The sequence below is a fragment of the Paenibacillus psychroresistens genome, assembly GCF_009728935.1.
GTDB lineage: Bacteria > Bacillota > Bacilli > Paenibacillales > NBRC-103111 > Paenibacillus_AC > Paenibacillus_AC psychroresistens.
In genome coordinates, this window is the sequence record NZ_CP034235.1 from 6,497,162 (window position 1) to 6,517,151 (window position 19,990).

Sequence of the window (19,990 nt, forward strand, 5' to 3'; positions counted from 1 at the left end):
TTAGACTCCACCTCTCGTATTGTTCTCATTTAATAACATAGCTACACTAATTGCACCTTTACCTGCATTTGCTCCAATCACAGGGGATACGTTGGTAATATATAAAGGCCTGGAGCCTGTAATGTTAATCATTTCAAGTTCACATTGCTTCATGCTCTCAGGATTGCCGGCATGCAGAAGCGCATATTGAGCTATGCCATGCTTAAGATGAATCCTTTTGAGCAGCTGAAACATTTTACCTTGACTGGATTTGGAGAAAAAAGTTTTGCCATATAGCAACGACTTTCCTTCGTGATCGATAGATACAATTGGCTTCATGCTCAACCACCTTGCAATCTTGCCTTGCAAGGGACTTACACGTCCTCCTCGAAGCATATATTTCAAGGTTGGCACACTAACAAGAATTTCCGATTTCGGGATCCAGCCTTTAATAGCATGCTTAATCTCAGAAAAAGAGCTTCCTGTTTCGAGAGCTTCAGCTATGCGACAAGCCAATAAACCATAAGCGCCGGACAATGTGCGTGAATTTACTACATGAATTCTTGCAGAGTCAATTTGTTCAGCTGCCATACAGCATACATTATAAGTGCCGCTCAGTTCTTTGGAAAGATGAATAGAAACAACGGATTCATATTGCTGAAGAAGCTGTTGGTAAAGCTGCTCTACACTTAGTAGGTTTGGCTGCGAGCTCTTTGGCTGCTCTGTGCTTTCCTCAAGCATGGTATAGAATACGTCCGGCTGCAAAGTTACCTTATCTAGGAAAGTTGACTTGCCTACTTGGAGCTGCAGAGGCAGCATATGAATTTGGTAGGCATCCATCCATTCCTGCGGTAAATCACAAGCAGAATCTACAACCAAAGCAATCGAAGATTTACGTTGATAAATGCCTTGATATTGCCTATGCATATCCTCCACTTTCTGGTAAACCAATTTCCCCATGTCCGAGAATATCCTTGCAGCCCGTGCTGGATCATTAGTATGTAGATGAACCTTTGCCAGTCCATTGTCACTCACGATAACTAAAGAATCGCCTAAATCGCTTAATTGTCCTTTCAAAGCCTCTGGGTCTGTTGCTGTTTCAAAAAGAAATTCAGAACAATACCGAAATGGAATTTCTTCATGCTCCGCGAAAACATGCGGCTTTTCTTCCAGAGTTAAGTTAGCAGATGAGCTTCCATTAAATGGTTTAGGCTGCAATCTAACCTCGATCAACCCCTTTAAAAAATGCACAAAGCCTTTAGCTCCTGCATCCACAACATTATGAACACGCAGTACTTCAAGCTGGTTTTTGGTATGCTCCAGCGCCGTGTTGACTTCAGCAAGAGATTGCTTTAGTACTTGCTGAATGCTTTCGGTACCCCTGCTTGCTTCTTTCATTACCCGTACCCAGGTTTTCATTACCGTCAAGACTGTCCCTTCCTGGGGTGCAGCAACCGATTTTATCGCACTTTGTACAGAAAGCTCGCACATCTCAAGAAACTGCTTATATTTCACTTCGGGATAGAGCAGCAGGAAATTGCACATCGTAATAATAAACTGCGAGAAAATCATTCCAGAGTTCCCGCGTGATCCGCGCATGCAAGCTAGCTTTATTCGTTCTAAAGTATCCTTGGACGAGTCGCCCCACATGCAATCCCTTGTGATCATGCCCATTAGATGAGCTAGATTGTTGCCTGTATCACCATCTGCTACAGGGAAGACGTTGATGGCATTTAATTCATTTTGATGATAAATAATTTCCTGTGCCCCAGATATGATCATATCGTAAAAAGTCCGATGATTCAGTACTTCCATGTTTGCTTGTCTCTCCTTCTGTTTGGTTAAAAGGAATTATGGTGGATTAGTTGATTGACCTGCTGAACTATACGCTCATAGGTTACTTGCCAATGTGTGGCATGCCAAAATACCTTTCTTTGTTTAATTAATATGATTTGGGGTGATTGATGCTCCAAGACTAGATCGGTTTCAATTTGATTTGAGATTCCACGAGATTCTATAACTCGAACAAGCGCAAAATCCACTAAAGGCTTCGGCCTTTGTGTATATACCACAAATTCTCCAAAAGCATGACTGCTAATAGGACATGCCGTACTGTGCTTCAATAAAAGCAAGGGTCTATCTTGATTATTCTGCAAAGCTTGCTCCCAATCTTCTGATCTTGTAAAGGTCATATATTTAATCTTCATTATCTGCTCCTCGTATGAAACTTTAGCCATGCTTAATTATAGATATTTTGTGTAGATATTTCAACAAATTCTTGACATTTCCGCAATTTCATCAATTTATTGTATAGATTTTGTTCAAGTATATTCTGTAAAATGCTACGCTTAAAAGGTAACAACAAATTGAAACGCAGTTCTTACTCGGCGTTCAGCAGGTGATAACATTGAAAACAAACCGTTTATACCGCATTTGGGTTATTACCACCATGTCTATCCGTTTTTTCTTGGAGATTTGGTGGTTTCAGCAACGAAAAGCAAAATTGCCGCCCCGCGAGTTAACTCTGCAATGGGAGCTCTTGCTCAAGCAGCAAGCTAAGCGCTTCAAAGCAAGAGCGTTAAGCTTGGAGGGCATACTCATTAAGGTAGGGCAATTCCTCAGCACGCGAGCCGATCTGCTACCTGCTATTTTTACTGATGAGCTTTCTGGTCTAATTGATCAGGTAACACCTGTACCCAGAGAAGCTGCTTTAAAGGTCCTTGAGTCGCAGTGGCAAGCTCCCTATACCGAGCATTTGCTGGAAATTGGCACAGCTGCAGTCGCCTCTGCATCCATTGCTGTTGTTTATAAAGCTAAGCTGCTGGATGGAACAGCTGTAGCAATCAAAATTCAGCGTCCACGGATTGATCGTATTTTCCAAGCTGATTTTCGTGCCATTCGAATTGTTATGAAGCTTACAAAACGTTTTACTTCTTGGGGTAAATCATTGGATCTGGACAGACTTTACAGCGAATTAGTAGAGATAGTTTCGAAGGAGTTGGATTTCATCCAAGAAATGCAGCACGCAGAGTCCTTTGAGCGTAATATTGACCCTGCTTTACGGGTGAGAGTGCCTAAATATTATACGGCTTTAATAACCAGGCGGATCATAGTCATGGAATGGATCGAGGGCTTTCTGATTACTGATCTTCAAGCGCTTCATAAGCACGGCCTAAAGCCCAAGGAAATTGTGCAGCGGTTTGCCGCGAGCTTCCTGCAGCAGCTAATCGTCGATGGCTTCTTCCATGCAGATCCTCATCCAGGGAATATACGCTTAGAAGCAGATGGCACGCTTGTCTTTATCGATTTTGGGATGATGGGCAGTATCAGTCGAGCTCAACGCACTTCTTTTATAAGCTTGATTTCAGCGTTGCTGCTGCAGAATTATCCGTTAATGGTGACAGCTTTGGCTGAGCTGCGTTTTGTGAATAAAGTTGCCGATCAAGCTCAAATTGCCGACGCAATGGAAGCTGCAACAAACCTATATTTAAGCAGAGGTTTTCAAAGCTTTGACGAGCAGGCCATTCAGACATTAATGACGCAGCTGCGTTCCTTCGTTAACGGCAATGCGATTCAAATGCCTGCAGAGTTTGCCTTCCTGGGAAGAGCAGCAGGCATTGTGTCTGGCGTGATTGCAACCCTTGCTCCTGATGTCGATTACCTCGCCTTAGGCAAAGAAATTGCAAAACCGATGCTAGATAAAACCTTTGGGAATGAAAGGAAGGACGTCCGCTATTCAATTCCGCCTATTTTATTGCTAACAGGAAAAGCTATACTCAGGCTCCCCCTCCAATTGGAGCAGCTGCTGCAAATTCAGATTAGACAAGGTGAGCTTTCACTTAAGCAAAGCCGAGCTAATGGCTGGACAAAATACTACCAGAAAAAACAGAAATTTACAGCCTTGCTTTTCGTCAGTTTATGGCTGGCAGCAATTGGACTTTATGCGTTTCAATCCCACGAAGCCGGCTATGCTGCAGCTGTGAGCTCCTTGCCGTTTCTGGTTTATTATAGATCGCTAGACAAAAAATTTGAGCGCATGATGGCAAGTCCACTAACAGAACAGGCAGGTGACTTAGCATGAATGAAGAAAACAAAGAGCATATTCCCCATGAAGACGATACACAAAAGCAGTACACTGAGAAATTTGATCATTTAGAATTGAAGATAGAAGGCTTGAAGGATGGATATCGTTTCACAGTGAGAACAGATGAGGAAACCGTCAAGCAGCAGCGTCGAGTCGGAGGTTCTTTCATTAACTTTGCCAAGCAAGCCGATAAAGCAGGCTGGCGTTTGCCGTGGTTTGTGCGAATTTTACTTTCTTTCTGGTCTAAATATAAGTAAGCAGAAAATTGGCGTTATTAGCGAAACAGATTCGTTAATAACGCCATACTTTTGCTTGAACTATAAAAGCAATCTATCCAATCCAATTGCACTTGATTAATCGTTCTTTCTTCTTTCTTGCTCCCCAGTAATTGTTGAGACCAATCTTTGGCACGTATGATTTCATAGGGTCGCTGCTCGCTGTTTCTCTGCTCTTTCTATGCTCTCTATCAACCAGGGGGTTACTTTCGGATGGTCTATTATTTCATCACTTGTCATCCAATATACAGCCTCAACTTCATCCTGGCTTTTGGGATAAGCTGTACCTTGATCATATTCGCAAAGAAAAACAACATTAATAACATGCCTGCCATCATCTAAAACGAAAGATGAGCTATATAGGAACTGGGGGTTCAGTTCAATCTCGATCCCAACCTCCTCATAAATCTCCCTTCTAATTGTTCTTTCCATAATATCCAGCGAATTTCCTTCCTCATCCACTTTACCACCAACGAGTGAAAGGGTTCCTCCTGCGTGTTCTTCCTTTAAACTGCGTTCAATAACCAACCATTTTCCCGCTTTATAAATGGCTCCCTCCATATTTACAATGAACATTCCTAAACCTCCTGTTTAATAACTGGAATTAGTGGTGAATTTGCAACAATCTTATCGGCTATAACTGTATAGAATTCTGGGAATTGGCTATGAATCTTATTAGGTTCTTCTTCAAGAATCCTTAAGTACATTCCCTCACTTGCCAAAGCGGATAGTATCTCCCCAAGCGTCCATTTTCTTAGCATTACTGGGGGTAAATCGTTTCGTTCCTCCTCTGGCAAAATCCCGTGAAAAGATATAGTACCTTCGAGAAGTTTCGACTGAAAATAGTCAGCATCTGATTTTAAAGCTGCTTTATCGCCAGTGATATCGATTAATTTAGTTGCAACAGGATGGAAATCGGTCAAAATAAACCGTCCATTCGTTTTCAACATCCGCGCGACAATCGCGAAAAGCTGCCGTAAATCCGAGAAATAATGCAATATTCCAAATTCCATAAGCACTAAATCAAAGCCCCTTAAATCCTCTTCATTGGGAATGTTCAAAACATCTGCATTTATGTATTCCACTTTAACACCTGCTGCCTCTGAAACCTCTAGAGCGTAACGTTTGTTATCTTCAGATATATCAACGATAGTTACGTCTGCGCCAAGAATAGCTAGAGATATTGCCTTTCTGCCGGTTGAACCTAGAAGATTAATGATTCGTTGCCCCTTGGGCTCACCTATATATTTCAACCAACGACGTAATGGGTATTGTGGATTTCCCACTAATTTGTCTGCTTCTTCAGCCGGAGCTCCATATTCAATCAACCATGCATCATATGCTTTAGTATTCCAGGCTAATCTGTTCATTTCGGTTTGCTTGTCTTGCATTAAAATACCTCCATTAATCGTCAGTTTTATAAAAATCACTCCTTATTTTCAAGCATTTCCTTAAGCCTAAGCAAGCGTTGTTCCGACTTTTCACCAATGTTATGAACCCATTGTTCCAGCTCCCCTAAAGGCTTAGGAGTTATATTGTAGCGTTTTTCACGTCCTTGTTGCTGGACGGTTACCAATCCTGAATTCTGGAGTACATTCAGATGCTTGAGAATACCCTGGCGTGTGATGGGGTATATTTCCGCAAGCTGAGTCGCTGTTCGGGGGCTGTTCTCAGCAAGTGTTTCCATCAGCTTCCTGCGCAAGGGATCACCCAATGCATTAAAAATCAGCTCAGCACTCAATGGGGTAAGCTCTTTCCTTCTAAATGTGCCTGCAGGTTTTCCAGCGACATCGCATATCCCGCTTCCGTCGGTTTTGCTTGTTCACGGGTCTCATATCCCGTTTCAGTTATAGTCACTCGAGTACCGTCATTCTCTTTTACTAGTATAAAGGTGGTTATCATGACCACATCTGTTGAATCTAGCTCCCAGCGAAGAGCAAACCGATTTGGTGCATCTACTATCTCTATCGTTGCCTGCATAGTCACAACCTCCGTGCCGACATGGTAGGAGTTGGGGGAATGATGAAAATAAGCTGTCTCTCCTACTTGTAAAAGAGGAATTTCCCAAGGCGAACCTGGGGAATACCATTTTGAAAGCTGCTCTGCTTCCGTCACTGCCTTCCACACACGCTCCTGAGATGCTTGAATGAATATACTTCGTACAACTGTTATCTGTTCCAGAATAAAAACCTCCTATGTGAAACTAATTAGTTGCACATAGGATAACACAAGCTCTTTATTATTGTAAAATAATACAGTCATACCTATATTACTTCAAACTTTTGTTTTACTAGCTCCCCTTAATATTTTCTCCATTGATTACTGTTGCTCTTACAATTATCGGCTGTCACTTGTGGTATTGTCAGCATACCATTATCATTTAATATATTGAATAGATCAGCCGTTGCAAAGTGCTCTTTATTCGCATGGACATTTTTCCTGGAGGGGTAATATGGAAGAGAAGTGGCACAAACATCTAGGTGTGTATGGAATTTGTATTCAGGAAGGCAAAATTTTATTGATTAATAAGGTCGGGGGGCCGTACACAAATAGATATGATCTTCCCGGAGGAAGAGTTGAGCCGAATGAACCCTTAGCCCAAGCGCTCCGAAGAGAGTTTAAAGAAGAAACGGGGATAAGCATTACGGTTATAGAGAATATAGGTGTTCTCGATTACCTCATTCCTTTCAAGCTAGAAAAGCAAGAAACCACCCATATTCATCATATTGCCATATACTATCAAGTTGAGCATTTAAGCGGAGAGCTTTCCTATTCTACTGATTTGGAAGACAATGATTCCGTTGGCGTTGGTTGGGTAGATTTTGAGTTATTGACCACTGAGAATTGCTCCCCTTTGGTCATGCAAGCTCTGGTTTGGTTGGGATCAAAGCAGGTTACTAACGTTGAAATTGCTAGATTGGATGATTGGGTAATAATGTGAATTCATGTAGCCAACTCATACTCTTTCATTAACGTATCCATAATGGCTTGTACAGACATAATCTCTCTAATTTCATGGACTCTTGCACCAGCAAAAACCAGTCCGTTCTCTACATCTCCATCAATTGACTTCATTAAAGAATCTCTGGTGCAAAATCGATAAGAGCAATGTTTAAGGCAGCTGTCGCATTTATCAATCTTGACTTTTTTATCTCCAAAGATCATATCGGTAAAGTGATTTTTAATGGCACGACCTTCGAGTCCTACCGTTGTTTTCACAAGCACGGTACCACCTTCCTTGCAATCCAAATACATTTGTTTAAAGGCCGGATGGGCATCGCACTCATGACTTGCCACAAATCTGGATCCCATCTGTACACCTACTGCTCCCATTTGAATTGCTTTGGCTATATCCTCTCCATGAAGAATGCCGCCTGCTGCAATAACGGGTATATTTACTGCTTCGACAACCTCTGGGAGGATATCGAATAAAGGCCTATCCGTGCCCAGATGTCCACCAGCTTCAAAGCCTTCCACTACAACTGCTGATGCACCTAATCTTTGAGCTAATCTAGCTAATTTAGCAGAAGAGACGATCGAGATCACTGGCACCCCATATTCTCTTCCCCAAGCATACATATCTCGCGAAAATCCGGCACCTGAAATAATAAAATCAACTTTCTCCTGCATGGCTGCTTTAATGGTTTCCGCAAAATCCTTCATCGCAAATAAGACATTAACCCCTATATAACCTAACCCATTGGTAAGCTCTCTTGCTTTACGAATATGTTCCTTTAACACTTCAATTGAAATCCCTGTACCTGAGATAGTACCTATTCCCCCAGCATTGGCAACAGCTGCTGCTAAACCGCTTAAAGAGACTTTAATCCCCATGCCTCCTTGCATGACTGGTATTCGGGGTGTCATATGTTCGATGATCATTTTTGGGAAGCTCATCTAGCTTATTCTCCTTTTTAAATGCTTATTTCTTTGTGGCCAATTGCTGCAATAATCTCATCCACAAGTGGATAAATTAAACCTTCCTCAAGCTCTATATGCTCCTGCAGCACTGAGCATCCTTGAAGTAAATATACAAGGCAGAGATTCAACTGCTTAAAGACCTTAGCCTGATTATTTTCTACAGTGGCAATGATCTCCTTGGATAACAGCAGAAAGGGCTGAAAACATTGCTTGACGATTTCATGCTCTTTTTCCAATACCCAGATAGAAGGTGTGATAGAAGGACGAATTCGCTGTTTAAAATAGGCTGAGGCAATTGGATAAACCTGCAGCTCCTCCCACTCCTCGTGTGCGCCTAGCTCCTTCATCAAGTTTTTGACATCAACCCGTAAAAGCAGCAGTAAATTCAAAGTAACTGACATATCCCGATTTCCTTGTGCTTGCTCCGCTTTTATATAAAGGTGGTTCAATTTCTCCTCCAGAGATGAATGCTCTTCTTTTAATCTCTTTACTACATTCGTAAATTTCGTAGGTCCAGCAGTTTCTAGAGAGTTGGATGAAATTAGTTCCTTTCTATACATAACTATCATTCTCCATTCCATTATAGAATTGATCCTATCCTCTTATAGTACTCGCACCATTATTGCATAACAGTGATGAAAATCACTTCAGCTCATGTGTTTTCCTCAGATAAGCCACCCAATATATGCCTGCTACAAAAATGGTTCCACCTGCCGCATTGCCCAGAAAAACAGCTACAAAATTATGCAGATAATCCCCCCAATTGTAATAACCTGCAAAAATTGCAGCCGGAATTAAAAACATGTTAGCCACGACATGCTGGAAGCCGATGGCTACAAACGCCATGGTTGGAAACCAAATGGCAAGCACTTTACCACCAATATCATCTGAACCGTAAGCTAACCAGACCGCTAAAGCGACAAGCCAATTGCAGCCAATCCCAGAAACAAAAGCCTGCAAAAAGCTTTCATCCAGCTTATGAGCTACTAAATCAACCGTCTTGGTTAGAAAAGCTCCCGTCTCTGTTAAGCCCAATACATGCCCGAAAAAGTAAGCGACGAATAAAGCACCAGCAAAATTAGTTAAAGTGATTAACAGCCAATTTTTCAACACATGGTGTGCTTTTATTCTTCCAGCCATCCAAGCAAGTGGAACTGCCATCATATTGCCAGTCAACAGCTCTCCACCCGCTACAACGACCAAAATAAGCCCTACAGGAAACACGGAAGCTCCAATAAATCCCGCGAAGCTTCCCCACTCTGCTGGCATTGTAGCAACAATGCGAATATCCAATAGAAAACCAATCGCAATAAAAGCTCCTCCAAGGAAGCCCAATACAAGCAATTCAGTAAGCGGCAGCATTGCTTTCTTGTAGCCCGTTTCTACCGTTAATTCTGCAATATGCTGAGGTTTATGATAAGACATATAAATTCCTCCAATTTAGGATACATAAGAGTTGAAAGATTTATTGAACCAATTGTGTTATAATATTCTTATATTTAAATATTCATATATATTAAGGAGTAAATATAATGAACCGTGAAATTCTCCAGTTTAAAACAGAATTTTTCAAAGCACTTGCACATCCTATGAGAATTCGAATATTAGAGCTATTAAGTGAAGGTAATAAAAATGTTAATGAATTGCAGGCTATTCTAGGCTCTGAAGGTTCTACAGTATCTCAACAGCTTGCTATTTTGCGCAGCAAAAACGTTGTATATGGCATTAAAGATGGAACCTCTGTGATCTACTCGCTTCGCGATCCTTTAATAAAAGATTTATTAGTAGTCGCTAAAGCCATTTTTGATAATCATCTCGTCGATACCATATCTTTATTGGAGGATATGCGGAACGAAAACACCAGAAAAGAAGGTTAGTTATCATGAAATGGACTGGAAGGTTCTATGGATATACTGTATCTGCATTTCGTAAGGATTTAGTTTCCGGCTTGATTGTAGGCATAATCGCCATTCCATTAGGGATGGCTTTTGCTATTGCTGCCGGAGTAAAACCGGAATATGGCATCTATACAACCATCGTCGCTGGTATTCTGGTTTCTTTATTTGGAGGGTCCAAATTTCAAATTGCCGGACCTACGGGAGCTTTTATTCCAATCCTCTTTGCCATTGTCATGCAATATGGCTATGAAAACCTGCTGATTGCAGGCTTTATGGCTGGAGTTATTCTTGTTTTATTGGGCTTATTTAAGCTTGGTGCCTTAATCAAGTTTATCCCTCGACCTGTTACGATCGGATTTACAGCTGGGATTGCTATCATTATTTTCAGTGGCCAAATTGCTAATTTCCTTGGCTTACAAGGACTGCAGCGTCATGAAAAGTTTCTAGATAATATGAAAGATATGTTGCTTCATCTCTCGACTATTCATCTAAATAGTGTAATCATAGCGATCATTTGTTTATGCTGTTTATTGCTAACACCTCGATATTTCTCGAAGATCCCAGCATCTTTAGTCGGGATCCTTGTTTCAAGTGTAGTGGCCTTCGTGTTCTTTAAAGGTGATGTCGCGACAATTGGCTCATCATTCGGTGCGATATCCAGCCAATTACCGGCATTTCATTTATTAGATATTACATGGGAGCGTATTGAGCAATTGCTTAGCCCAGCTTTTGTAATCGCTATGCTTGGGAGTATTGAATCGCTTTTGTCTGCTGTTGTTGCAGATGGAATGACCCGAACCCGTCATAATAGCAATCGCGAGCTTATTGGGCAAGGCATTGCCAATATGATTACACCTTTTTTTGGCGGCATTCCCGCTACGGGGGCGATAGCTAGAACAGCAACTAATATTAAGAATGGCGCTGTATCTCCTTTTTCAGGGATTATTCATGGAATAGTTGTGCTTATTGTGCTTCTCCTTTTTGCACCCTACGCATCCCATATCCCACTTGCCAGCATAGCTCCAATTTTAATGCTCGTAGCTTGGAATATGAGTGAACGAGCAGAATTTGTCCATGTGCTTAAAACTAAAACAACCGATTCCATAGTCCTTATCCTTACATTTGTATTGACGGTTTTCACTACATTAACAATCGCTGTTGAGGTAGGACTTATAATGGCTGTCATCTTATTTGTAAAACGCATGAGTGAAATGCTCACCGTGGTTAAGGTCCTTCCGGATCCCACCGTCAAGCACGAGAAGCTTTACCCCCATATGGTTGGAGAAGATCATGACTGTCCACAAATTACTATATATACCATTGAAGGCGCCCTTTTCTTTGGGGCAGCTGATATTTTTGGGAAAGCCTTAATGTCTACAATAACTCTTCGACCCAAGATATTGCTTTTACGCATGGGTAAAGTTCCCTTTATGGATACGACGGGTGAAGCCAATATTGCGAGTCTAGTGATGCATTTCCAATCATTTTCTGGTCAGGTGCTTATTTCAGGAATGAAACATCAGCCTAAAGATGTCCTGAAACGAACAGGCCTTTATCCAATCATTGGTGAAAATCACTTTTTCGAGCATACAGGCGAAGCGATTGATTATGCCCTAACTCAATTGGATACGAATCGTTGTATCGGATGTAAACACTATGCTTTCCGGGAATGCAGGCTGTTATCAGATCCAGAAAAAGCTTAATAAATGATCAATAGAAATGCAAAAGACCGCTTTGAGTAAAAGCGATCTTTTTATGGTCTCGTTCTACTCTCATTTCACTATGAGCACTGGTATTTTAGAGTGCATCACTACATTATGGCTGACACTGCCTAACATGAATTCCTTAATTCCACTATGTCCGCGACTTCCAATAACAATTAGATCACAATGCGTTTCGTCAGCTTGTTCCAGAATAACTTTTGCTGGATTTCCTTTGTGCAAAGTCACGGTTTTATGCGGCGTATTTTTTAGATGGCCTTTTGCTTTTTCAACAATAGCCTGCGAATAGGCAATAGCTTCTTTTTCCTGGCCTGGTGCAGGTGTAAAGATAGCTTCTCCAATGATAATTGTTGGCATATTATAGACATGTATAACCTCTAGCTGTGTTGCTTCATTATCTCGAGCAAGCATGATCGCTTGCTCGATTGCATCCTCTGATGCTTTGGAACCGTCATACGCTACCAGAATTTTTTTATATGGCATCTTCAACAGCTCCTTGTGACTTTTATAGTTTATCTTTTAGTTTAAATGAGGCTTTAAAGGAGTCCCTGTCACTTCATCCTTGTTATGCTTTACAATTTTGCCGTACCATTGACGAATATAAGGAAGAATGTAGTAATCGGCGCCAAATTTACCTGCGTTTGCACCAGCCACAATAATGAAGATACTTAGTAAAATCAACCATGGATTACTAGAAACAGTCCCTGCCAGCATGAAAGTAAAGTTCATCAGCATTCCGAAGAATACAGCTGCTGTAGTCAAAGCTCCTAGAATTAATCCGATGCCAATGAATAGCTCACCCCAAGGCACCATTACATTGAATAGCTTTACGTTAGGTATAGCAAAATGATTGAGAAACGCTACAAAGTTTGGATAAACTTGATCTTGTGTTCCACTTTCCATTACCGGTTTAGCGACCGCACCCTTAAGAAAGCCAGATGCATCAAATGCTTTATCTCCAGTAATCTTGTGCCAGCCTGCCTTCAAAAATTGATACCCAACATATAACCGAACCAATGTTAAAAATACCGCTGCATATTTACTTCCTCTTAGCCAATTCATAATCATGATCGCCAGCTCCTCTTTGTTTTCCTGATATCATCATACCGCGAGCTGAGTCCTATTGTTATCGGGAGAAACACTGAATCTTACCGTGCAAACCCCCTATCTTTCACTAAGCAAATTCAATCCTATAAATCAGGGAATTCCCCGAAATACAATAACTACAACTAAAGCTATACTTAAATAACCTAGGGTAATTAGGTTATGGCCTGGTGGAATGAGGTGAGACAAATGATCTATCCTTCAATGGAAGAAAATGTTGATCAAGAAATCCAACAAGAATTGGATTCGTTATGTAAGATTACAACGAGTGATTTTTCGGGATTAGCTTGGATTGATCTACAGGATAGCCGGATTCGTTGGTTGTACGTCTCAGGAAATACTAATGAGCGTTACAAACGATTAGCCCAAAAGCTAGGCCGTGGTTTAGCAGGACTTGTCATGAAGCTAGGACGCCCCATCATTATTGATGCGGTCATGAATGAAAAAGAGTTATCACGTCTCCAGCACGATTATCCCATTATGTTGGTCGAACATTTGCATACCGCACTAGCAGTACCTATTAAATTACAGGATGAAACACGTGCTGTGCTGCTGATTGGCAATCGCTCCGATCGTTATTATGAAGACAATGATTTGCACTTGGTCTCAAATTTGATTGATCGCTTTGAGCAACTTCTCCAGTGAGCATGATATAATCTAAATCAAGAGGTGAGAATGATGATTCGAATTCTAGTTGTAGATGACCATGCGATTGTCCGTTCTGGACTAATAACGTTGTTAAATGATCATAAAACGCGCGAGGTCATTGGAGAAGCAGCTGAAGGGAATGAAGCCATTGCGAAAGCACTAGAGCTTAAGCCTGATGTTGTACTAATGGATTTAAGCATGCCTCATGGCAAGGATGGGATGACTGCAACGACTGAGTTAAAGAAGCTGATTCCAGATATCGCAATCCTTGTTTTAACGATGCATGACGATGATGAATATTTGTTTCGTGCGATTCATGCAGGTGCCTCCGGATACATTCTTAAAAACGCACCTCATGAAGAGCTGCTTACAGCGATTCATTCCATTGCTCAAGGGGATGCTTATCTATACCCAACGGCAACCAAGCGTTTAATGAGCGAGTATCTAGAAAAACTTAAAAACGGGGAAAATAAAGATATTTACGATACCCTTTCTGATCGGGAAAAAGAAATTTTAGGCTGGATTGCCAAGGGTTATGCCAATAGAGAGATCGCAGAACATTTAATCATTAGTGTAAAAACAGTAGAAACCCATAAAAGCAATCTCATGGAGAAGCTTGGTTTGAAGACACGACCGGAGTTAGTCAAATTTGCCATGAAGAAGGGATTGTTGAATTTTGAATAGAGACTTGGACCTAATATTCCCTGAAGTCATTGGCCAGAATGTCAACACGCTGCTAGATCAGATGGATTCCCAACAGATGGATATCCATTTTCGCTATGAGCTTCAGCAATCCCTTAAACAATTGGCAGACTTGAAATTTGCTTTGGATGAATCATCGATTGTCGCCGTTACCGATCATCATGGGAAGATTCTCTATGTAAATGATAAATTCTGTGATATTTCACAATATTCACGCAAGGAGCTTTTGGGTAAAGATCATCGGATTATTAATTCGGGCTTTCATTCTAAAGACTTTATTCAAGATATTTGGGAGACGATCTCAGCTGGCAGTATTTGGCGAGGGGATATTAAGAATCGTGCGAAGGATGGTACCTACTATTGGGTTAACACAACAATCGTGCCTTTTTTGGATGATAAGAACAAGCCCTACCAGTTTCTAGCGATTCGCAATGAGGTTACAGAGCTTAAGCGAGTAGAAGAAGAATTGAAGATGATGATGAAGCAGGTTCTGAATGTACAGGAAGAAGAACGGAAACGATTTTCTCGTGAGCTGCATGATGGGATCGGTCAGAGTATGTTTGCTCTATTAATTCAATTGGATCGGATTATTTCACAGCAGGAGAATACAGAGCTGGAAAAGCTAAGGCGTAGTGTCTCCACTGTTATCGAAGAAGTACGCAGTCTCGCTTGGGAGCTTCGTCCATCCGTGCTTGATGATTTAGGGGTCACACCTGCAATTCGAACCTATATTGATAATTTTACCCAGCATTTTGCTATCCGGATTCTTTTTGAATCGAATTTACGGAAACGGTTAGATATCCAGATTGAAACAACAATCTATCGCATCATTCAAGAAGCTCTGACGAATATTAGTAAATATGCAGATGTAGCGGAAGCCACTGTGAAATTGATCGAAACAGAAAATCAGATTGAAGTCCAAATTTACGACGAAGGCCAAGGCTTTTCACGAGAGCTCAACAAAAAAGGTGTTGGTTTATTCAGTATGGACGAGCGAGCACGAGGTATCGGCGGGAGCCTTGAAATATTCTCAGAGCCAGGTAAAGGTACTCGTATTGTGCTTACAGCTCCGAAAACCCTTGCAGATTAGAGTCTGCAAATAGCTGTAGGACAAGGCGGGGAAGTTGGACAATTACACATTTTACGTAAATCCTCTAAGCGATGAATGACGATATTACCTTTCACTAGGCTAATCGTTCCTTCATCTTTTAATGTATTCAGAATACGGTTTACACCTTCACGTGTAGTACCAATTAAATCTGCCATTTCTGTATTTGTCAGCTTGAGCTTTAGATGAATCCCATCTAGGAGCTTCTCACCATAAGTATTACTCATGCGGATTAATGTAGAGGCCAATGCACCTGGTTTGCCAAAAAGCAATAAATCACGAAACTTAGATTGGGTTGTACGATGAGTCAAGCCCATCCATTTAATAAATTGGATCGCGAAATCTCCATGTCTGTATAGGAGTATGTCGAGATCTTTTTTATGAATAACGCCGATATCAGCGGCTTCGATGGCAATTGCACTAAAGCTATGAAGTGTCTCCTCGCTCCCATCAATCTCACCAATTAAATCCCCTTTTTGAAGGATAGAAAGAATTAAATCTTTACCCTCTGCAGTTGATTTAGTTAAATGAATTTGCCCCGATCGTAAGTAGTAAAGCTTATCAGCCAGATCGCCTTCCCAGAACAGAAATGCACCACGAGCAATTTGTTTGGGATACATGATGCTTTGAAGCCTCGCAAAATTCTCTTCTCCAAAAAAATCAGCTGTTTCACCCGAAATTTCTAACTCCTCACGCATATCGATCATGGCCGCTGCCTCCTCTAAATCCTATACCCTTATCTTACCGCTTGAGTCCGTTTAAAGTAATCAGGGAATCTCCTGAACTTTACAGTTAAAACCCCTTAGTGGGTTTAGGGGTATAGGCGGTTGAGCTAGATTTAAAGCGGCCACGTCGCTTTAAATTCACCCATTCGGCGATTGAGCTAGTTTTAAAGCGGCCACGTTGCTTTAAATTCACCCATTCGGCGATTGAGCTAGTTTTAAAGCGGCCACGTCGCTTTAAATTCACCCATTCGGCGATTGAGCTAGTTTTAAAGCGGCCACGTCGCTTTAAATTCACCCATTCGGCGGCTGAGCTGGTTTTAAAGCGGCCTCGGCGCTTTGCATCCACCCATTCGGCGGTCGAGCTAGTTTTAAAGCGGTCACGCCGCTTTAAATTCACCCTTTCGGCGATTGAGCTAGTTTTTAAAGCGGCCACGCCGCTTTAAATTCATCCTTTAGGCGATTGAGCTAGTTTTAAAGCGGCCACGTCGCTTTAAATTCACCCATTCGACGGGAGAGCTAGTTTTAAAGCGGCGCCGTCGCTTTAAATTCACCCATTCGACGGGAGAGCTAGTTTTAAAGCGGCGCCGTCGCTTTAAATTCACCCATTCGACGGGAGAGCTGGTTTTAAAGCGGCCATATCGCTTTACTCTACTGGTTCGGTCGCACTATGAGTGTTTTTCAGCATTACAGTCAGCTTTCTTGGTTACTTTAGTGCTCAAGAGAGTTTTTCAGCATTACAGGCAAATCTAAATAAACGTCATCCCCGGTATATCGGAAATGACGTTAGCAACTATATCTACTCTTATACAAATTTACCCACGCCCTAGCTCAATAATAGCTCTAGCACGCTCCACCTCTTGATCTGTTGGCGACTCGATACCTTCTAAAGGGTATGTTTTGTTCATTTGCTGCCATTTGTATACTCCCATACGATGGTAAGGGAGAATTTCGATGCGTTCCACATTGCTGAGACCGCCAATAAAACGACCTAATTCAAACAAGTCCGCATAATCATCGGTGAGGCCGGGTACAAGCACATGACGAATCCACACTGGTTTATGAATTTTGGAGAGAGACTCTGCGAATTGGAGAATCCGCTCATTGGACTGACCTGTCAATAAAAGGTGCTTTTCCGGGTTTATCTGCTTTAAATCCAGCAAAACCAAATCCGTCCCTTCCATCAAACCTTTGAGATGGCTTGGCTCACAAAAGCCTGAAGTATCGAGGGTCGTATGAAGACCCCAACGTTTTTTAATTTCTTTAAAGAGCCGAGCTAAGAAAGCCGCCTGTAAAGTCGGCTCTCCACCCGTTACGGTAATTCCCCCGCCAGAGCTGCGGTAATAATGAAGATAAGGCTCAATTTCGCTTAGTAGCTCCTCAACCTCAACTTTACGCCCAATCGTCGTATCCCAGCTATCTGGATTATGGCAATATTGACATTGCAAAGCACAGCCTTGCATGAATAATACAAAACGTATGCCTGGTCCATCCAAGGCACCGAAGGTCTCAATCGAATGAATGCGCCCCTTCATCACATCGTACCGTGGAATGTCCGGTTAATGACATCCAGCTGCTGCTCCCGAGTTAGCTTAATAAAGTTTACCGCATAACCGGATACTCTAATGGTCAGTTGAGGATAGTTCTCCGGGTGCTCCATAGCATCCAGCAGCTTGGAGCGATCAAACACATTGACATTCAGATGATGTCCTCCACTAACCATATATCCATCTAGCAAGGATGCTAAATTATCAATTCGTGTTAATTCCTCCCGACCAAGTGCTTTTGGAATAATCGAGAAAGTATTGGATATTCCATCCTGACAGCTAGCATATGGAATTTTGGCGACTGAATTCAATGAAGCCAAAGCACCTTTACGGTCACGGCCATGCATCGGATTCGCACCAGGAGCAAACGGCTCCCCAGCTTTACGTCCATCAGGCGTGCTCCCGGTTTTCTTCCCATAAACGACGTTAGATGTAATGGTCAGGATAGACAGAGTCGGAACCGCATTTCGATACGTATGATGCTTTCGCAGCTTGTTCATGAATAATTCAGTAATCTCAAGTGCGATTTTATCAACACGATCATCATTATTCCCAAACTGCGGATATTCACCCGTTATATCGAACTCAACAGCAATGCCTTTGTCATTACGGATTGGAATAACCTTGGTGTGTTTAATCGCACTTAAGCTATCGGCAACAACAGATAATCCAGCAATTCCGCAAGCCATGGTACGTAGAATTTCAGCATCATGCAGTGCCAATTCTAAGCGTTCATAGCTATATTTGTCATGCATGTAATGGATTACGTTTAATGTGTTTATATAGAGTTCGGCAAGCCATTCCAATACTTCCTCATATTTCTGCATTACCTCATCGTAATCTAATACTTCAGAGGTAATCGGCGCAGTGGCAGGAGCGACTTGAATACCTAGCTTTTCGTCGATCCCGCCGTTTATCGCATAAAGCAATGCTTTGCCTAAATTAGCACGTGCTCCGAAAAATTGCAGCTGCTTGCCAATTCGCATAGCAGAAACACAACAGGCTATGCCATAATCGTCTCCATGATAGGGACGCATTAAGTCATCACTCTCATACTGAATCGAGCTTGTTTCAATCGAGACTTTAGCACAGAAGTCTTTAAAGCCTTTCGGGAGCTTTTCCGACCACAGTACGGTTAAATTAGGTTCTGGCGCAGGTCCTAGGTTATAAAGAGTATGCATGAACCGGAAAGAATTACGAGTCACACGTGTTTCACCACTTAATGCCATGCCGCCAATACATTCCGTAACCCAGGTTGGGTCGCCACTGAACAGTTCATTGTATTCTGGAGTTCTGAGGAACTTAACTATCCGCAGCTTCATTATAAAATGGTCCATCAGTTCTTGCGCTTCATTCTCTGTAATAACCCCGTTCTTGAGATCACGATCTATATAGATATCTAAGAAGCTCGATACTCGGCCTAAGCTCATGGCCGCTCCATTTTGCTCTTTGACTGCTGCGAGATAAGCGAAGTAAAGCCATTGCACAGCTTCTTTAGCATTTGCAGCGGGCTTAGAAATATCAAAGCCATAGCTTTGTGCCATAACCTTCAATTCCTGCAAGCTGCGAATTTGCTCGGAATGCTCTTCACGTGCACGGATAATAGTGTCTGTCATTGTTTTATTTTCTAAATTCAGCAAGTCTTTTTTCTTGTTCGCAATCAGAAAATCCACACCATATAAGGTTACACGACGATAATCACCGATGATACGCCCACGGCCATAGGCATCAGGAAGGCCAGTAATAATAGCTGCTTTACGGGCCGTCTTCATTTCTGTAGTATAAGCATCAAAAACACCTTGATTATGCGTCTTACGAACATCCGTAAAAATTTGTTCAATCTCCTTAGGCAGTTGGAATCCATAAGCTTCACAGGCATCAATCACCATTCGGATGCCGCCAAAGGGTTGAATCGAGCGTTTTAAAGGGGCATCCGTTTGCATACCGACAATTTGCTCTTTGCTTTGATCTATATACCCTGCCGCATGAGAGGTTATGGTCGAGATCGTATTCAAATCGATATCCAATACGCCTCCGTTTTCTCGCTCTAAACGAGTAAGCTCGGCTATTTTCTGCCATAGAAATTTCGTAGCTTCTGTAGCAGGGGCTAAGAAAGCAGCATCTCCATGATAAGGAGTCAAATTCTGTTCAATAAAGTCATTCACATCAATTTGCTGCTCCCAGTTACCCGGTTTAAAACCTAGCCAAGCCTTTTTTTCGATTGATTCTATATGTTTCACTTCAGCCCTGATTGTCATTTAGAATACCTCCTCAGAATTTT

At 41.9% G+C, this 19,990-nt stretch carries 23 protein-coding genes; 8 read left to right on the plus strand and 15 right to left on the minus strand.

Annotated features, from left to right (window positions below):
• The gene (locus EHS13_RS29470) at positions 1-1,794 is read right to left on the minus strand and encodes a DegV family protein (protein ID WP_155703808.1); all 1,794 of its coding nucleotides are present in this window, start codon (positions 1,792-1,794) and stop codon (positions 1-3) included.
• A 26-nt stretch (positions 1,795-1,820) separates the two neighbouring features.
• Positions 1,821-2,186, minus strand: a complete 366-nt coding sequence (gene ytxJ, locus EHS13_RS29475; RefSeq protein ID WP_162463310.1) for a bacillithiol system redox-active protein YtxJ — start codon at positions 2,184-2,186, stop codon at positions 1,821-1,823.
• Between the two features lie 200 nt (positions 2,187-2,386).
• On the opposite strand from ytxJ, the gene EHS13_RS29480 reads away from it, so the two are divergent.
• Together EHS13_RS29480 and EHS13_RS29485 are read left to right on the plus strand one after the other, a co-directional pair.
• Positions 2,387-4,060: an ABC1 kinase family protein gene (locus EHS13_RS29480; RefSeq protein ID WP_155703810.1), complete on the plus strand. Its 1,674-nt coding sequence runs from the start codon at positions 2,387-2,389 to the stop codon at positions 4,058-4,060.
• Entirely contained in the window at positions 4,057-4,320 is a 264-nt protein-coding gene (locus EHS13_RS29485; RefSeq protein WP_155703811.1) for a hypothetical protein, read from the plus strand. The genes EHS13_RS29480 and EHS13_RS29485 overlap by 4 nt, the downstream gene beginning before the upstream one ends.
• A 162-nt stretch (positions 4,321-4,482) precedes the next feature.
• On the opposite strand, the gene EHS13_RS29490 is transcribed toward EHS13_RS29485, so the two are convergent.
• From EHS13_RS29490 to EHS13_RS29505, 4 genes are read right to left on the minus strand one after another with little or no spacing between them, the layout of a single operon-like run.
• A complete protein-coding gene (locus EHS13_RS29490) occupies positions 4,483-4,914 on the minus strand; it encodes an NUDIX hydrolase (RefSeq protein ID WP_155703812.1) in 432 nt (143 codons plus the stop codon).
• Positions 4,915-4,916: 2 nt separating this feature from the next.
• Positions 4,917-5,729: a class I SAM-dependent methyltransferase gene (locus tag EHS13_RS29495; protein WP_155703813.1), complete on the minus strand. Its 813-nt coding sequence runs from the start codon at positions 5,727-5,729 to the stop codon at positions 4,917-4,919.
• Positions 5,730-5,764: 35 nt separating this feature from the next.
• Entirely contained in the window at positions 5,765-6,079 is a 315-nt protein-coding gene (locus EHS13_RS29500; RefSeq protein WP_155703814.1) for an ArsR/SmtB family transcription factor, read from the minus strand.
• Complete coding sequence (locus tag EHS13_RS29505) at positions 6,076-6,522, minus strand: SRPBCC domain-containing protein (RefSeq protein WP_155703815.1); 447 nt, start codon at positions 6,520-6,522, stop codon at positions 6,076-6,078. The genes EHS13_RS29500 and EHS13_RS29505 overlap by 4 nt, the downstream gene beginning before the upstream one ends.
• Before the next feature lie 268 nt (positions 6,523-6,790).
• Between EHS13_RS29505 and EHS13_RS29510 the strand changes: the two genes are divergently transcribed.
• Positions 6,791-7,279 (plus strand): NUDIX hydrolase, encoded by a 489-nt coding sequence (locus EHS13_RS29510; protein WP_155703816.1) that lies wholly within the window; start codon positions 6,791-6,793, stop codon positions 7,277-7,279.
• Positions 7,280-7,281: 2 nt separating this feature from the next.
• Here the strand turns inward: EHS13_RS29510 and EHS13_RS29515 are convergent, their stop codons facing one another.
• The 3 genes from EHS13_RS29515 to EHS13_RS29525 form a co-directional block, all read right to left on the minus strand.
• Positions 7,282-8,235 (minus strand): NAD(P)H-dependent flavin oxidoreductase, encoded by a 954-nt coding sequence (locus tag EHS13_RS29515; RefSeq protein WP_155703817.1) that lies wholly within the window; start codon positions 8,233-8,235, stop codon positions 7,282-7,284.
• 17 nt (positions 8,236-8,252) lie between these two features.
• Positions 8,253-8,819 (minus strand): hemerythrin domain-containing protein, encoded by a 567-nt coding sequence (locus EHS13_RS29520; protein ID WP_162463311.1) that lies wholly within the window; start codon positions 8,817-8,819, stop codon positions 8,253-8,255.
• 82 nt (positions 8,820-8,901) lie between these two features.
• Positions 8,902-9,684: a formate/nitrite transporter family protein gene (locus tag EHS13_RS29525; protein WP_155703819.1), complete on the minus strand. Its 783-nt coding sequence runs from the start codon at positions 9,682-9,684 to the stop codon at positions 8,902-8,904.
• 107 nt (positions 9,685-9,791) lie between these two features.
• On the opposite strand from EHS13_RS29525, the gene EHS13_RS29530 reads away from it, so the two are divergent.
• Complete coding sequence (locus EHS13_RS29530) at positions 9,792-10,136, plus strand: ArsR/SmtB family transcription factor (protein ID WP_155703820.1); 345 nt, start codon at positions 9,792-9,794, stop codon at positions 10,134-10,136.
• A 5-nt stretch (positions 10,137-10,141) separates the two neighbouring features.
• Entirely contained in the window at positions 10,142-11,860 is a 1,719-nt protein-coding gene (locus EHS13_RS29535; protein WP_155703821.1) for a SulP family inorganic anion transporter, read from the plus strand.
• Positions 11,861-11,929: 69 nt separating this feature from the next.
• On the opposite strand, the gene EHS13_RS29540 is transcribed toward EHS13_RS29535, so the two are convergent.
• The gene (locus EHS13_RS29540; RefSeq protein ID WP_155703822.1) at positions 11,930-12,361 is read right to left on the minus strand and encodes a universal stress protein; all 432 of its coding nucleotides are present in this window, start codon (positions 12,359-12,361) and stop codon (positions 11,930-11,932) included.
• A 36-nt stretch (positions 12,362-12,397) separates the two neighbouring features.
• Entirely contained in the window at positions 12,398-12,946 is a 549-nt protein-coding gene (locus EHS13_RS29545) for a DoxX family protein (protein WP_193571456.1), read from the minus strand.
• A 198-nt stretch (positions 12,947-13,144) separates the two neighbouring features.
• Between EHS13_RS29545 and EHS13_RS29550 the strand changes: the two genes are divergently transcribed.
• Genes EHS13_RS29550 through EHS13_RS29560 form a run of 3 tightly spaced genes read left to right on the plus strand, consistent with a single transcriptional unit; the run spans position 13,145 to position 15,422 of the window.
• Complete coding sequence (locus EHS13_RS29550) at positions 13,145-13,627, plus strand: GAF domain-containing protein (protein WP_155703823.1); 483 nt, start codon at positions 13,145-13,147, stop codon at positions 13,625-13,627.
• 33 nt (positions 13,628-13,660) lie between these two features.
• Entirely contained in the window at positions 13,661-14,314 is a 654-nt protein-coding gene (locus EHS13_RS29555; protein ID WP_155705555.1) for a response regulator, read from the plus strand.
• Positions 14,307-15,422 carry a PAS domain-containing sensor histidine kinase gene (locus EHS13_RS29560; protein WP_405083524.1) on the plus strand — a complete coding sequence of 372 codons (1,116 nt, stop codon included), beginning with the start codon at positions 14,307-14,309 and terminating at the stop codon, positions 15,420-15,422. Before EHS13_RS29555 ends, EHS13_RS29560 begins: the two co-directional genes overlap by 8 nt.
• Here EHS13_RS29560 and EHS13_RS29565 read toward each other — a convergent pair.
• The 4 genes from EHS13_RS29565 to pflB form a co-directional block, all read right to left on the minus strand.
• Positions 15,419-16,147: a Crp/Fnr family transcriptional regulator gene (locus tag EHS13_RS29565; protein WP_155703824.1), complete on the minus strand. Its 729-nt coding sequence runs from the start codon at positions 16,145-16,147 to the stop codon at positions 15,419-15,421. The two genes, EHS13_RS29560 and EHS13_RS29565, sit on opposite strands and share 4 nt — an antisense overlap.
• An 85-nt stretch (positions 16,148-16,232) precedes the next feature.
• Positions 16,233-16,511, minus strand: coding sequence for a hypothetical protein (locus EHS13_RS29570; protein ID WP_155703825.1), 279 nt, complete (start codon positions 16,509-16,511; stop codon positions 16,233-16,235).
• 466 nt (positions 16,512-16,977) lie between these two features.
• A complete protein-coding gene (pflA, locus tag EHS13_RS29575) occupies positions 16,978-17,697 on the minus strand; it encodes a pyruvate formate-lyase-activating protein (RefSeq protein ID WP_155705557.1) in 720 nt (239 codons plus the stop codon).
• Complete coding sequence (gene pflB, locus EHS13_RS29580) at positions 17,697-19,967, minus strand: formate C-acetyltransferase (protein ID WP_155703826.1); 2,271 nt, start codon at positions 19,965-19,967, stop codon at positions 17,697-17,699. Before pflB ends, pflA begins: the two co-directional genes overlap by 1 nt.
• Positions 19,968-19,990 lie beyond the last annotated feature (23 nt).

Excerpts from the sequence above, each read along its gene's own strand:
- EHS13_RS29470 (WP_155703808.1), bottom strand. The coding sequence starts at position 1,794 with ATGGAAGTACTGAATCATCGGACTTTTTACGATATGATCATATCTGGG.
- ytxJ (WP_162463310.1), bottom strand. The coding sequence starts at position 2,186 with ATGAAGATTAAATATATGACCTTTACAAGATCAGAAGATTGGGAGCAA.
- EHS13_RS29485 (WP_155703811.1), top strand. The coding sequence starts at position 4,057 with ATGAATGAAGAAAACAAAGAGCATATTCCCCATGAAGACGATACACAA.
- EHS13_RS29490 (WP_155703812.1), bottom strand. The coding sequence starts at position 4,914 with ATGTTCATTGTAAATATGGAGGGAGCCATTTATAAAGCGGGAAAATGG.
- EHS13_RS29495 (WP_155703813.1), bottom strand. The coding sequence starts at position 5,729 with ATGCAAGACAAGCAAACCGAAATGAACAGATTAGCCTGGAATACTAAA.
- EHS13_RS29510 (WP_155703816.1), top strand. The coding sequence starts at position 6,791 with ATGGAAGAGAAGTGGCACAAACATCTAGGTGTGTATGGAATTTGTATT.
- EHS13_RS29515 (WP_155703817.1), bottom strand. The coding sequence starts at position 8,235 with ATGAGCTTCCCAAAAATGATCATCGAACATATGACACCCCGAATACCA.
- EHS13_RS29520 (WP_162463311.1), bottom strand. The coding sequence starts at position 8,819 with ATGTATAGAAAGGAACTAATTTCATCCAACTCTCTAGAAACTGCTGGA.
- EHS13_RS29525 (WP_155703819.1), bottom strand. The coding sequence starts at position 9,684 with ATGTCTTATCATAAACCTCAGCATATTGCAGAATTAACGGTAGAAACG.
- EHS13_RS29530 (WP_155703820.1), top strand. The coding sequence starts at position 9,792 with ATGAACCGTGAAATTCTCCAGTTTAAAACAGAATTTTTCAAAGCACTT.
- EHS13_RS29535 (WP_155703821.1), top strand. The coding sequence starts at position 10,142 with ATGAAATGGACTGGAAGGTTCTATGGATATACTGTATCTGCATTTCGT.
- EHS13_RS29540 (WP_155703822.1), bottom strand. The coding sequence starts at position 12,361 with ATGCCATATAAAAAAATTCTGGTAGCGTATGACGGTTCCAAAGCATCA.
- EHS13_RS29545 (WP_193571456.1), bottom strand. The coding sequence starts at position 12,946 with ATGATTATGAATTGGCTAAGAGGAAGTAAATATGCAGCGGTATTTTTA.
- EHS13_RS29550 (WP_155703823.1), top strand. The coding sequence starts at position 13,145 with ATGGCCTGGTGGAATGAGGTGAGACAAATGATCTATCCTTCAATGGAA.
- EHS13_RS29555 (WP_155705555.1), top strand. The coding sequence starts at position 13,661 with ATGATTCGAATTCTAGTTGTAGATGACCATGCGATTGTCCGTTCTGGA.
- EHS13_RS29565 (WP_155703824.1), bottom strand. The coding sequence starts at position 16,147 with ATGATCGATATGCGTGAGGAGTTAGAAATTTCGGGTGAAACAGCTGAT.
- pflA (WP_155705557.1), bottom strand. The coding sequence starts at position 17,697 with ATGAAGGGGCGCATTCATTCGATTGAGACCTTCGGTGCCTTGGATGGA.
- pflB (WP_155703826.1), bottom strand. The coding sequence starts at position 19,967 with ATGACAATCAGGGCTGAAGTGAAACATATAGAATCAATCGAAAAAAAG.